Below are 12,686 nucleotides of genomic sequence, written 5' to 3' on the forward strand. Positions count from 1 at the left end.
GTATATGTCATTTTTGTTATTCCCCGTATTTAACCTTCTCTAACGGTTCAAATGCTGGTCCCTCGAGTACATCACCATTATAACTAAATCTAGAACCATGACATGGGCAGTCCCATGAACTTTCTGCATTATTAAAGGAGACATTACAGCCCATATGAGTACACGCCGGTTTTACCAAATAAACTTTTCCTTGGTCATCCTTATAGGCACCGACCTTTTTGCCATCTAGCATTATTAAATCTCCACTACCATTTTTTAAATCGTCCAGCTTCAAATCTAGTAACTCTGTCTTTCCTTTAACAAGCTCTTTTGCAACACTTGCATTCGTCTTAGCAAAACTGGTGATATCTTCTTTTTTCATCTTAGATCGCGTTGGATCATACAACTCTATATACCGATTTTCTTTTTCAAGCACTAGATCTGCCATTATTTGTGCTGCAACTGTACTATTTGTCATACCCCATTTAGCATAACCCGTAGCTACTAATACATCAGTCTTCCCCGCTGTCATTGTACCGACATAAGGAAGCTGATCTAAGGTCACTAAATCCTGAGCAGACCAACGATAATCATAATTTTTCACCTTAAACTGTTCTCGACCAAAAGCTGCGAGGTTTTCATAATTTACATTGGTATCTCCTTCGAATCGTCCAGTTACATGTCCTTCTCCACCTAATATCAAATACCTTTTACCATCTTGTCCTAACGCAGTTCGTACAGATCTGGTCGGTTTCTCTACATTTATATACATCCCTTTTGGATAATTAGTCGGGGCGATAGAAGCTAGAGCATAAGAACGTTCAGGATGCATTCTAGCAAAGTACAAACCATCCCCATCATTAAACGGGAAATGACTACATACTAGTATTTTGTTTGCTCGAATATGCTGTCCTTCCATTAGTTCTACTGTGTTCGATTTCACAGTCTTAGCACGAGATTCTTCATAAAATTCCACACCGTTTTCGATTGCTTTTTCCATTAAAGCTTTTGCATATTTTATCGGATGGAACTGCCCTTGATCTTCTAACTTAAGTGCTTGCTTCACTGTATAAGGAAGTCCAGTATCCTTTGTTAAGGAAGCACCTTCTATTCCTAGAGTGTTATAAGCTTCCATTTCTTTTTCTACTTTTTCTATACCGACCTCCGTATCTGCATAAATATAAGCAGGCATCGTCTCGTAGTCACAGTGAATGTTCAATTGTTCAATCGTTTGTTTGATATATTCTTTTGCTTGCGTATTTGCATCATAATATAATCTCGCTTTTTCTTCTCCAAAAGTAGAAATTAGTTGCTGATAGATAGGACCATGCTGCGCAGTCACCTTGGCAGTTGTGAATCCCGTAGTACCTTCTAATATTCGACTACCCTCTACCACAATCACCTTTCGACCGCTATTACTTAACAAATATGCAGCAGTGATACCTGTAAGACCAGCACCAATGATGACAATGTCCGTTTCGATATTGTTGTTTATTTTAGAGAATAATGGAAAGTCATTATTTGCTCTCCAGTAGGATTTAGATTCTGTAGGTAAAATTTGATCTGACAATGTGTATTTCCTCCTTTTTACTACAGTGTCTATCTATTGATGAAACTTTATTCATTTTTTTGCGTATAACAGAAAAACAGTTTTAGTAAGGGGAATGAATGTGGATACTTTTAGTTTATATTTTGTAGGTTTTGCTCCTATTTTTATCGGTGCTGTATTTGTCATAGTTTTTGGATTTATTATTTTTGCGATTATTAGCAGTGTTAAACAGTGGAACAAAAACAATAACTCTCCTAAGTTATCTGTACCCGCTCAAATAGTGGCGAAACGTGCTAATACACGTGGTGGTTCTGGCAATAGCTCGGCTTCAACAACCTACTTTATTACTTTTCAGTTTGATAGTGGCGACCGTATGGAGTTACAGCTTAATGGAAAAGAATACGGAATGTTAGCAGAGGATGATCTTGGTGTATTAACATTCCAAGGAACTAGATATCATTCTTTTGAAAGAAAATAAAACCGAGCAGTCTCCAAATAGAGCTGCACGGTTTTTGAGGGTTCGTATACTGTTAAACTGTCCTAATAAGTTTTGCTTTTGCTGCTGACTTTAACGATCCTCTTCTTCCCAACATTCGGTGTTCTTTAACCCAGGAATTGTTTTTGCATAAAATACTGGATTTACTCCCTTTTTACGTTGTTTCGTATAATCATTAAGCACTTGGAATGCTGTCTTTCCAAGTAAAAGTATCACTGCAATATTCAATATCGCCATTAGTCCCATGAATAGATCCGCTAAGTTCCATACGAGTTGTACATGTGCGATAGAACCAAACATCACCATAACTAGTACTAGCATACGGTAACCGGTCATCCAACCCTTATGCGCATGGATAAATTCAATATTCGTTTCACCATAATAATAATTTCCTATAATAGAACTGAACGCAAAGAAGATTATTGCAATCGCGATAAAGTATGGTGCCCAACTACCAACATGTTCGGCCAATGAGTTTTGAGTTAACACGATTCCATCATTTTCTCCGGTCTTATAGAGACCCGCCAAAATAATTATGAAAGCAGTCGCTGAACAAATAATAATCGTATCAAAGAATACTCCTAGACTTTGTACTAAGCCCTGTTTAGCAGGATGTGAAATACTTGCAGTCGCTGCCGCATTTGGCACACTCCCCATACCAGCTTCATTGGAGAATAGTCCGCGACGTACCCCTTGCATGATTGCAGCACCAAGAGTTCCTCCTGCTGCTTCTCGAAGACCAAATGCTTCCGTAAAGATCAAGCTAAATACTGCTGGAATTTCTGTAAAATTCGTCACCACGACATACATCGCGACGATTAAATAAAATATAGCCATTACTGGCACGATGACTTGTGTCACCTTAACAATTCTATGTACTCCTCCAAATATAATGGTTGCGGTTAACAGTACTAGCAAAATACCTATTACATAAGGCTGGATACTAAATACATCCCCTACTGAAGCAGCGATTGTATTAGATTGAACCGCATTAAAGATGAAGCCAAAGCATAGCGTTAATAGAATACTAAATATGATTGCTAATTTGCGTGTGCCCAATGCTTTCTCCATATAATATGCAGGTCCACCTCTAAAAGTATCTCCGTCCTTCACCTTATAAACTTGGGCAAGTGTACTCTCGATAAAAGCAGTTGCCATCCCGATAATTGCAATAATCCACATCCAAAAAACAGCCCCTGGTCCACCAACACCAATTGCCAGTGCTACACCAGTAATGTTCCCAGTCCCTACACGGGAAGCTGTACTAATGGTAAAAGCTTGAAATGGTGATACTCCTCCTTTTTCTTCCTTTTTTTCAACAATCAGTCGGAACATTTCTCCAAACAGACGAAATTGTACAAACTTCGTACCAATAGTAAAGTACAGTCCAGCGATTATTAACAAAGCTATCAATATGTAAGTCCATAAAATATTATTTACTCCATCGACTAAGTTCCCTAACCAGTCCATAATTTTTCCCTCCAATTTTATTAACTTTGTTTATATACCCTTTTCACTCATTATAAAAACCAATAGAATAATTCCTATTGGTTTAGTGGAATGGCATTATTATATTTTAGGCTTGAAGTCCTTCTTCTTCTACTACTTTTTGTAAGGCTCCAACAAATGTTTCCGTTGGTTGAGCTCCTGAAATGGCATACTTGTCGTTTATGACAAAGAAAGGTACTCCACGGACTCCGATTTGTCCTGCTTTAGCAATGTCTATACGAACATCTGCTAAGTATTCCTTAGAGTTTAATACTTTTTCTGCTTCTTCTCTTGATAGATCAAGCGATTCCATCAGATCCAACAGTACATCATTATTTCCAATTGCTTTCCCTTCGATAAAATAAGCATGTAGCAATAGCTCGTTAGCCTCTTTTGCTTTACCTTGTGCAGATGCCCATTTTACTAACCGATGTGCATCTAAAGTGTTGGCAGGCTTCATTTTTTCAAAATTATAATCAAGACCTACAGTTTTTGCTTGCTCTACTACTCCTGCTGTCATCGTTTTCGCAGCTTCTACAGTAGAACCATATTTTTCTGCTAGCACTTCATACATCGTTTTATCTGATTGTTTTGGTGTATTCGGATCTAATTCAAAGCTTTTAAATTCTACTTGAGCTTGTGAAGCAAAACCGGTTTGTTCTAAAGCTTCTTCTAACCTTCTCTTTCCAATATAACAAAAAGGACATACAAAATCGGACCAAACTTCAATTTTCATTATCATCATCACCTCTTCTACATTGTAATAGGAAAAAATCTTGAATTCAAAATTACTGCCTCATAATATGTGTGGACTAAATTAAGAAAATAAACGAGCAGTTATCTCAAATATTCCACTAAACTAACAACCAATATATAACCGCAAATAAATCCCTTTAAACGGGAGGGGATACTTGAGGTGAAATTACCTGTAATAGAAAAAACGATGCAAATTAAATGCATCGTTTTTTAGCAATTTTTATTCAGCTAAAGCTTCTGTAAGAGCCGGTACTACTTGTTTTTTACGGGATACTACACCTTTTAGAAGGGCGGTATTATTTACAAATGGTACATTGAATGCCGCTTCTGCTTTTAACGCTAATTTTCCTAGAGCTAATGCTACAGAATCGTTATTTAGGATGTCCGTTACAACAAAGAAGAATAAATCTAATTCTTTTTCTTGGATTTCACGTGTGATTAACTCTTCTAGTTCAACTTGACGATCCATTACATCATTGACGTCTACAGCATTTACTTGTGCAATGATTACTTTCGATTCGCCCATTCCAAACTCTTTAGCATCTAGTGTAAGCAGGTCTTCTAAGCTCTTGTCACTTAAATCTGCCCCTGCTTTTAACATTGCAAGTCCGTACTCTTCTACATTGACTCCAGCAATTTTTTCCAACTCTCTTGCAGCTACTATATCTTCCTCTGTGCAAGTAGGTGATTTGAATAATAATGTGTCTGAGACAATGGCAGAAAGCATTAATCCTGCAATATTTGCAGGCACTTCTATGCCTTTTTCTTTATATATTTTATTGATAATTGTTGCTGTACAGCCTACTGGCTCAGCACGATAATATAGTGGGTCAGCTGTTTCAAAGTTTGCGATACGGTGATGATCGATTACTTCTGTTATTTGAACCTCTTCTATACCCTCTGCACTTTGTTGTTTTTCGTTATGATCAACTAAAATGACCTTTTTTGCTTCTGTCGATACGTTTTCTATAAGTCTAGGTGAGTCGAAGCCAAATTTTTCTAAAGCAAACTTCGTTTCATTATTTATATCACCTAAACGAACCGCCTCTGCTTCCATACCAATCTGATTTTTTAAGTGTGCATAAACGATTGCTGATGTAATTGTGTCTGTATCTGGGTTTTGATGACCAAAAACGAGTACCTTTGTCATGAATAATCCTCCTAAAATCTATTTCCGATTATATTTTATCATACATCTTGGGTGTCATTGAAAAGTAAATCTGCTAGTTTATGCTTTTGATGCAGATAATCTTGAAGCGTATATTCGTCTAACACCTTTAAATAAGCATTCAGCGCTAAGCGAAGGGTTGCCCGTAGCCCACAAACTGGGGTTATAACACAACTATTCGTTTGACAATCAAAGCATTCGACGAGATGAAAATCGTCCTCTGTATGCCTTACGACTTGTCCTATATTAATATCCTCCGGTTCCATCGCTAAACGGATGCCGCCACCTCTACCTCTAACAGTATGTATATATCCAAGCTTTCCAAGTTCATGGGTCACTTTCATCAAATGGTTTTTAGAAATACCATATGCATCTGATATAGCTTGTATTGTAGAGAGTTTATCCTTTTCCTGTGCTCCAAGGTATATTAACACGCGAAGTGAGAAATCTGTATACATAGTCATTCTCATATTGCCACCGCCATTCTTCCATATCATTATAACGATTTTGACAACATTGTGGTATAAATGTGTCTGATTTATTAAAGATGTATTTTAAATATTGCTTTTAAAAAATTACAGGAGTATATTGTGGATATAAACAAAGAAAAGGACGTGGATTAGAATGTTATCTCAAAAAACAATTGATATTGTAAAATCTACAGCACCCGTTTTAGAAGTACATGGTGTCGCTATTACCACCGCTTTCTACAAAAATATGTTTGAAGCTCATCCAGAATTATTAAATATATTCAATCATGCTAACCAAGCAAAAGGACGTCAGCAAACTGCATTAGCTAATACCGTTTATGCTGCTGCTGTTCATATTGATAATCTTGCTGCAATCATTCCTGTAGTAAAACAAATTGGTCAAAAACATGTAAGCTTAGGTATCAAACCTGAACATTATCCAATCGTTGGTGAGCATCTTCTTGGTGCTATTAAAGAAGTACTAGGTGATGCAGCAACCGATGATATTATCAATGCTTGGGCAGAGGCATACGGAGTAATCGCTGATGCATTTATCGGTATTGAGGAAGAAATGTATACCGCTACGGAATCCAAGCAAGGCGGTTGGAGATTCTTCAAGGATTTCGTTATTGCCGAAAGAGTAAAAGAAAGTGATAATATCACTTCTTTCTACTTAAAACCTGCTGATGGTTCAGCAGTTCCATCTTATGAACCTGGTCAATTTATCACGATTCGAGTGAGTATTCCTGGTGAAAAATACTTGATGAATAGACAATATAGTTTATCAAAAGCTGCGGACAATGAATCTTTTCGTATTTCTGTAAAAAAAGAGGATGAAAATAACCCAGAGGGTAAAGTATCGGTTCACCTTCACAATAATGTGAAAGTTGGCGATAAAGTAGAGCTTACCGCTCCAGCGGGAGATTTCGTTTTAGATCCATCACAAACAACACCAGTTACTTTTGTAAGTGGTGGGGTTGGAATCACACCAATGATGAGTATGTTTGAGACGGTTGCAAAAAACAACCAGAGCCGTCCTGTATCCTTTATCTATAGTGCCCGCAATGAGAACTTGCATCCATTTGACCAAGATATCCGTTCTTTAACGGAAAATATGGATGATGCAAAATATGTAACACTTTACTCTGAAAGTGGCGATGGTTTTATCACGAAAGACGTGCTTAAAGAACATACTATTGCAGATGGTGACGTTTACGTTTGTGGTCCAACAGGATTTATGGAAGCTATGATCAACTACTTATTGGAATTAGGAGTTCCAAATGAAAGAATTCATTATGAATTCTTTGGACCTGCCATACAATTAGAGCTGGCAAACGCTTAATAAAATAATCTCAAAAAAGTGTCACTTCTATATGAAGTGACACTTTTTTATAATGGAATAATTATACATTGCGAGAGATGTGAAGTTATCAACAATAATGTTATAATTAGGATATATTCCTAATTCAGAAGAAATGAGTGAACATGTTCAATGCCCAAAAATTCCGAGAGCAAGTACATTCCATTGGCAGCCTTTTTTAAACAATCGACTACCCAAGAAATTACATTAACATATGTTGAAATTGAAGCAATTATTGGTCATGTTCTGCCGAATGCCGCCTATTTAAGTAGTAGCTGGTGGAAAAAAACAAAGCCCCCTGCACTTCATTATTTTGCATGGACCGAATCTGGGTATTCTGTAAAAAACGTGGATCTTGGAAAAGCCATTCATTTCCAAAGTATTTTACATGAGTCCAATGAACGGAATTCTGATGATGATAGTCAGGATATCCTTATAATTCGGGAAGCTGATTTAGAGGATGCTCGCCCTTTCATTAACTTACAAGAAACTATCTTTACCGAGACTGATTTTATGCTATTTGGAAAAGCAGATAGACAATTAACAGTTCAAAGTATCCGTAAAAGCATGAACACTTGGAAAACTTCACCAAATTCCATTTTACTTTTAGCAATTATGAACGGCCAATATGCTGGTTATGTACAGTTTATCGGAGGTCCTGCTCCCCGTGCTGTCCACCGAGCTTCCGTAGTTATCGGGGTCAAACAGGCCTTCTCTAAGAAAGGAATTGCTTCTTCACTCATGCTTCAAGGAGAGAAATGGGCAAAGGGATCTGGTATTTCTAAGCTAGAACTTACAGTTATTAAAGAAAACACGAATGCTCAAAAGCTGTATAAGAAACTGGGGTTTGAATTAGAGGGCACTCGAAAAAACGCATTGGTTATAAATGACCAATTCGTTGATGAATATTACATGGGGAAACAGATTTAAGGAAATGAACTAAGTTACTTAAGAAACATAGATATGCCGTTGATTTTCGCTGCGAGCGGACGCTTTCCGTGGGCACGGCTTCAGCCGCTTCCTTCGCTTATGCTCAGTCCAGGGTCTTCAGCTCGCGCTGTTCCCACTGGAGTCGCCGCTCTGCGCTCCAATCAACTACGTCCACTTTATATACACGAATAATTGGATATAAAACCACCTAAGAATACTTGTTTTATCTTAAAAAAAGTAATAATAAAATGGACTCTGAAAAATGAAGATTTATTTTCTTCTTTCATTATAAAATAGTATTCCTAGCCGGGCAGAAGGTTTTATCCTTCTATTAACTTTGACTACTTTTTTCATCTAAGCGAGAGGCTATGCCAAATCTTATAGTGGAGTACTACTCACTTAGTTGATTGTAGTGAAATGTGGCGTCTCCAGCGGGATAAGCGAGAAAGTCGAGACCCCGCAGAAAGCGTCCACATGTAACGGAAATCAATAGTATTATTCATTCTTTTAAGTCTCATGAACTCAATGTTCACGTTACCTTTTTATTAAATTCTTATTTTTCAACAAAACCAGTGAGGACCTAATTTCAGGTCTTCACTGGTTTTCTTGTTTTTGATACGAATGGATTATCTGTTTCCCAAAATCTATAGGGGTAATGTACAGCCTCTCCGCTGTTTTCGATGCCTATTCTCGGACCCGTTGATACAGCGGTTACTGGCTCACCCTCTGCTATATACAAAGGCTTCTCAGTCCAATGGGAACCATAATGTTCCATGGTTATACCCATGGCTTTTGTTAGCTTTCCGGGGCCGTTCGTCCACTGCTTCATTGGAAGATCATTACGGAATTCCTTCATCAATTCTAAGCCCTCTACTGGTTCCACAGCACGGATTAATATCGCATTAGGAATATCTGGAGGTGCCGAGACAACATTGATCAGGGTATGGGTGTGCATTTGATAACTGTATATTAAACCTGGCTCACCAAACATAATCTCTGTACGCTTCGTTCTTCTATTTCCAAAACTATGCGCGGCTCGATCATCTGGTCCCATATACGCTTCCGTTTCTACAATTTTACCAATTATTAATCCACTTGGATGCTCATGAACAATATAGTTGCCTAATAATTGGCGGGCAAGCTCTAGAGTCGGTTGTTGAAAAAAACTTACATCAATTGGCTCCATATTAAATATAACCATTTTGTTTTGCTTCAAATGTTAACTCTTCTCTAAATTTCGGGTGTGCTATCGAGATAAGTTGTTTCGCACGTTCTGAAATTGGTTTTCCAAACATTTTAGCTACCCCGTACTCCGTAACAATCATATCGACATCATTTTTAGAAGTCGTAACAACTGAACCTGGACTAAGACTTAGTTTTATACGAGAAATTTCATCATTTTTTGCTGTAGAAGTCATACAAACAAAGCCTTTTCCTTCTTTAGCAAATCGAACACCACGAGCAAAGTCAGCTTGCCCACCAGTAGATGAATAGTACTTTCCAGCTACTGTTTCGGAAGCACATTGCCCGAATAGGTCAACTTCGGTAGTGGCATTAATCGAAACAATTCGCTCTTCTTTAGCAATTTCTCTTGGGTCATTCACAATACTGACAGGTAAAAACTCTACCGAAGGATTATTGTTTAGGAAGTCATACATTTTCTTTGAGCCATGAGCAAATGTTGCAATAATCTTCCCTTTATTCGTAAACTTTTGTGTACCATCTATAGCACCAGCTTGTACTAAATCAACAATGCCATCGACGAACATTTCTGTATGAACTCCTAAATGACGATGATTTTTTAACAAGCTTACTACTGCATTGGGAATTGAGCCAATACCTATTTGGAGCGTGTCTCCATTTTTAATCGATTCCGTCACATACTCAGCAATTTTCATGTCTTTCTCACCAATAGGAACAGCAACATCCTCGAATAAAGGACGATCATTTTCAACAAATCCTGCTATTTGGCTAATGTGTATTTGGTTTTGGCCAAAAGTACGAGGCATATGCTGGTTTACCTCTAATATAAATGGTACTGTACCGATAAACTCACTTACGATATCTGCTTGTGTTCCAAGTGAAAAGTAACCAAATTCGTCCATTGGTGAAGCAACAGCCATAATCATGGAGAGATTTGTGGAGCTTTTTAATATACGAGGCATTTCATGAAAATGATTTGGCACTAAGTCTACTAAACCTTGGTAAAACTGTTTTCTTGTTGCCCCACTTAAGAAGTAAGAGACATGGTGTAGTTGCCCAGGAAACGCACCATTCATATACTTTCTAGATTGCAATGCAAGCAGTTGATGTATTTTTACATTCGTTAATTGATGTGCTCGATATTCTAAAATGTCCAGTAATTTATGTGGTTCCCCGTTCGTTAGTGGAAGAATAATATCTGCATTATGTGGAATCAAATCAATTACTTGTTGTGCTGTTAGTAGTTTGTTATTCATATTGGCATACTCCTATGGTATTCGATATTTTTTTATGCACTTAGAAATCATAAAATCTGCGACCTGTGGATAAACTTCTACAAATAATTATCCGTCCAGCGTTTTTCACGATTTACTCCTTGGTGCAGTCATAAGAAATCCTTCTACTTCTTTAGGATTTCTTAAAATGCATATATCTGTATTTTTGACGTTCCTTAATATGTCGAGGGTATGCGGACGTACATCCTGTGGAAAACGCCATACCCATTTTGCAAATTCCATATCCATTTTTTCATTACAGCCCACAGCCATATCCGGTCTTGTTTTACCCCGATAGATCCATGCTCTCTTCAAGACTCTGTACGTGCATAATACTCTAGAGAAATCCAAAAAGACTATTAAATCTGCATAGGAAGCCCGCAACTCTAATGTCGAATCAAAATTTCCATCTATAATCCATTTATCTTTTTTTAACTCTTCTTGAATTTTTCCACGAAATTCTGGCTTTGGTGTAGGGACCCAACCCTCATTCCAAAAAAGGGTATCGAGATGTATTAAAGGCAAACCCCATTGTTTAGATAATCGTTTGGACAATGTAGACTTACCAGCACCGCTTGAACCGATGATGAGTATGCGTTTATGTTTTAATTGATACATCCTCTGCCCCCCTTGTATAGCCATTCTTCATTTTACTATGTTTTCACCCTTAGGCAAAACAAAACCTGCTCCCAAGGAGGAACAGGTTTTGTTTTCTACTCTAATTCTATTTGTTTTGTTTCTGTGCCTAGGAACAGTACCGCCAATACTCCGATTACAATCGCAATACAGAAAATAGTGAAGATGTAGCCAATTTCATAGCCTCTCATAACTAGAGTCCCAACTAATAGAGGTCCTAAAATGCCTCCAATACGTCCAACAGAGGCAGCCATACCAGAACCAGTAGCTCGAATGACAGTTGGATATTGCTCTGGAGAATATGCATATAAGGCTCCCCATGCACCAAGGTTAAAGAATGATAGAAGAATTCCTGAAACCATCAATAGCGTTGTTGTCTCCGCAGAACCAAAGACGAATGCACTTGCCGCAGTTCCCAATAAATATGTAATTAATACAAATTTACGTCCTGCCTTCTCTATTAACCAAGCTGCTGAGAAATAACCCGGTAATTGAGCTATCGTCATGATCAATACATATTCAAAGCTTTTAATAAGTGTAAATCCTTTAATGACCATTACACTTGGTAACCATAGGAACATTCCATAGTAGGAAAATACAACTGTAAACCATACTATCCATAACATTAACGTTCGCTTCGCATATTTCTTTGACCAAACCTCACTCATATTTTGCATAATCGTTCTAGTTTCGGACTTTTTCTCTGTATATTTAGGCGAATCGGGTAATTTTAAACGTAAGTAAATTGCATAAAATGCAGGTAACGCAGTAATTATTAAAGCAATTCTCCAACCGTAATCAGGAATAATAAAATAGGCAATGATTGCGGAAATAATCCATCCTGCGGCCCAAAAGCTTTCTAAAAGAACAACTACTTTTCCTCGTTCTTTTGCTTCCACACTTTCAGATACTAATGTTGACGCTACCGGTAGCTCTCCACCGAGACCCATTCCTACAAAGAATCTTAAAATTAAAAATGCCGCAAGTGTTGTTGTTAGTGCGGACAATCCACTTGCAATAGAAAACAACAGTAATGTAATCATAAATATTTTCTTACGTCCTACTTTGTCTGCAAAAACTCCAAAAACAAGAGCCCCTACTGCCATTCCAATAGAGTTGACACTACCAATCCATCCCATTTGCTCTGGTGATAAATTCCAATCTATCGCTAAGGCTGCAATTACAAATGAAAGAATCCCAACGTCCATTGCATCGAACATCCATGCAAGTCCTGCTATCCCGAGTAATTTATTTTTTGATATCTTTTTTTGTTCTTTCATGCTACTTTTTCACTCCTGTCTTTACACCTGTAAAGTTTTTAGTTTACCTGTTTAGTATACGCATCCAATACCAAAGTTACAATATAAATTTTACCTT

General features: G+C 37.6%; 12 protein-coding genes. 3 read left to right on the forward strand and 9 right to left on the reverse strand.

Annotated features, from left to right (window positions below; all coding sequences use genetic code 11):
- Positions 1–16: 16 nt before the first annotated feature.
- The gene (locus MHI40_RS17335) at positions 17–1,549 is read right to left on the reverse strand and encodes an FAD-dependent oxidoreductase (RefSeq protein ID WP_340763708.1); all 1,533 of its coding nucleotides are present in this window, start codon (positions 1,547–1,549) and stop codon (positions 17–19) included.
- Between the two features lie 100 nt (positions 1,550–1,649).
- On the opposite strand from MHI40_RS17335, the gene MHI40_RS17340 reads away from it, so the two are divergent.
- Entirely contained in the window at positions 1,650–2,006 is a 357-nt protein-coding gene (locus MHI40_RS17340; RefSeq protein WP_445678330.1) for a DUF2500 domain-containing protein, read from the forward strand.
- A gap of 90 nt (positions 2,007–2,096) precedes the next feature.
- On the opposite strand, the gene MHI40_RS17345 is transcribed toward MHI40_RS17340, so the two are convergent.
- The 4 genes from MHI40_RS17345 to MHI40_RS17360 form a co-directional block, all read right to left on the reverse strand.
- Positions 2,097–3,494 (reverse strand): alanine/glycine:cation symporter family protein, encoded by a 1,398-nt coding sequence (locus MHI40_RS17345; protein WP_093537520.1) that lies wholly within the window; start codon positions 3,492–3,494, stop codon positions 2,097–2,099.
- A gap of 106 nt (positions 3,495–3,600) precedes the next feature.
- Entirely contained in the window at positions 3,601–4,248 is a 648-nt protein-coding gene (locus MHI40_RS17350) for a DsbA family oxidoreductase (RefSeq protein ID WP_093537601.1), read from the reverse strand.
- Between the two features lie 240 nt (positions 4,249–4,488).
- Positions 4,489–5,418 (reverse strand): manganese-dependent inorganic pyrophosphatase, encoded by a 930-nt coding sequence (locus tag MHI40_RS17355; protein ID WP_340763714.1) that lies wholly within the window; start codon positions 5,416–5,418, stop codon positions 4,489–4,491.
- 38 nt (positions 5,419–5,456) lie between these two features.
- Positions 5,457–5,906, reverse strand: coding sequence for an RrF2 family transcriptional regulator (locus MHI40_RS17360; RefSeq protein WP_340764575.1), 450 nt, complete (start codon positions 5,904–5,906; stop codon positions 5,457–5,459).
- Positions 5,907–6,060: 154 nt separating this feature from the next.
- Between MHI40_RS17360 and hmpA the strand changes: the two genes are divergently transcribed.
- Together hmpA and MHI40_RS17370 are read left to right on the forward strand one after the other, a co-directional pair.
- The gene (hmpA, locus tag MHI40_RS17365) at positions 6,061–7,248 is read left to right on the forward strand and encodes an NO-inducible flavohemoprotein (protein WP_093537517.1); all 1,188 of its coding nucleotides are present in this window, start codon (positions 6,061–6,063) and stop codon (positions 7,246–7,248) included.
- A gap of 150 nt (positions 7,249–7,398) precedes the next feature.
- The gene (locus MHI40_RS17370; RefSeq protein WP_340763717.1) at positions 7,399–8,196 is read left to right on the forward strand and encodes a GNAT family N-acetyltransferase; all 798 of its coding nucleotides are present in this window, start codon (positions 7,399–7,401) and stop codon (positions 8,194–8,196) included.
- 586 nt (positions 8,197–8,782) lie between these two features.
- On the opposite strand, the gene MHI40_RS17375 is transcribed toward MHI40_RS17370, so the two are convergent.
- The 4 genes from MHI40_RS17375 to MHI40_RS17390 all read right to left on the reverse strand — a co-directional run bounded on the left by MHI40_RS17375 (position 8,783) and on the right by MHI40_RS17390 (position 12,589).
- Entirely contained in the window at positions 8,783–9,382 is a 600-nt protein-coding gene (locus tag MHI40_RS17375) for a DNA-3-methyladenine glycosylase (protein ID WP_340764577.1), read from the reverse strand.
- Between the two features lies 1 nt (position 9,383).
- The gene (locus MHI40_RS17380; protein WP_340763719.1) at positions 9,384–10,655 is read right to left on the reverse strand and encodes an acetyl-CoA hydrolase/transferase family protein; all 1,272 of its coding nucleotides are present in this window, start codon (positions 10,653–10,655) and stop codon (positions 9,384–9,386) included.
- A gap of 105 nt (positions 10,656–10,760) precedes the next feature.
- Complete coding sequence (locus MHI40_RS17385) at positions 10,761–11,291, reverse strand: DNA topology modulation protein (RefSeq protein WP_340763721.1); 531 nt, start codon at positions 11,289–11,291, stop codon at positions 10,761–10,763.
- Positions 11,292–11,386: 95 nt separating this feature from the next.
- Positions 11,387–12,589, reverse strand: a complete 1,203-nt coding sequence (locus MHI40_RS17390; protein WP_093537513.1) for an MFS transporter — start codon at positions 12,587–12,589, stop codon at positions 11,387–11,389.
- Positions 12,590–12,686: the final 97 nt, after the last annotated feature.

It is taken from the genome of Psychrobacillus sp. FSL H8-0510 (genome assembly GCF_038008345.1).
In the GTDB taxonomy this organism is placed as follows: Bacteria; Bacillota; Bacilli; order Bacillales_A; family Planococcaceae; genus Psychrobacillus; species Psychrobacillus psychrotolerans.

Bases quoted from the DNA above. Each gene is read 5' to 3' on its own strand.
- MHI40_RS17345 (WP_093537520.1), bottom strand. From the start codon at position 3,494: ATGGACTGGTTAGGGAACTTAGTCGATGGAGTAAATAATATTTTATGG.
- MHI40_RS17350 (WP_093537601.1), bottom strand. From the start codon at position 4,248: ATGAAAATTGAAGTTTGGTCCGATTTTGTATGTCCTTTTTGTTATATT.
- MHI40_RS17355 (WP_340763714.1), bottom strand. From the start codon at position 5,418: ATGACAAAGGTACTCGTTTTTGGTCATCAAAACCCAGATACAGACACA.
- MHI40_RS17360 (WP_340764575.1), bottom strand. From the start codon at position 5,906: ATGAGAATGACTATGTATACAGATTTCTCACTTCGCGTGTTAATATAC.
- hmpA (WP_093537517.1), top strand. From the start codon at position 6,061: ATGTTATCTCAAAAAACAATTGATATTGTAAAATCTACAGCACCCGTT.
- MHI40_RS17370 (WP_340763717.1), top strand. From the start codon at position 7,399: ATGCCCAAAAATTCCGAGAGCAAGTACATTCCATTGGCAGCCTTTTTT.
- MHI40_RS17375 (WP_340764577.1), bottom strand. From the start codon at position 9,382: ATGGAGCCAATTGATGTAAGTTTTTTTCAACAACCGACTCTAGAGCTT.
- MHI40_RS17380 (WP_340763719.1), bottom strand. From the start codon at position 10,655: ATGAATAACAAACTACTAACAGCACAACAAGTAATTGATTTGATTCCA.
- MHI40_RS17385 (WP_340763721.1), bottom strand. From the start codon at position 11,291: ATGTATCAATTAAAACATAAACGCATACTCATCATCGGTTCAAGCGGT.
- MHI40_RS17390 (WP_093537513.1), bottom strand. From the start codon at position 12,589: ATGAAAGAACAAAAAAAGATATCAAAAAATAAATTACTCGGGATAGCA.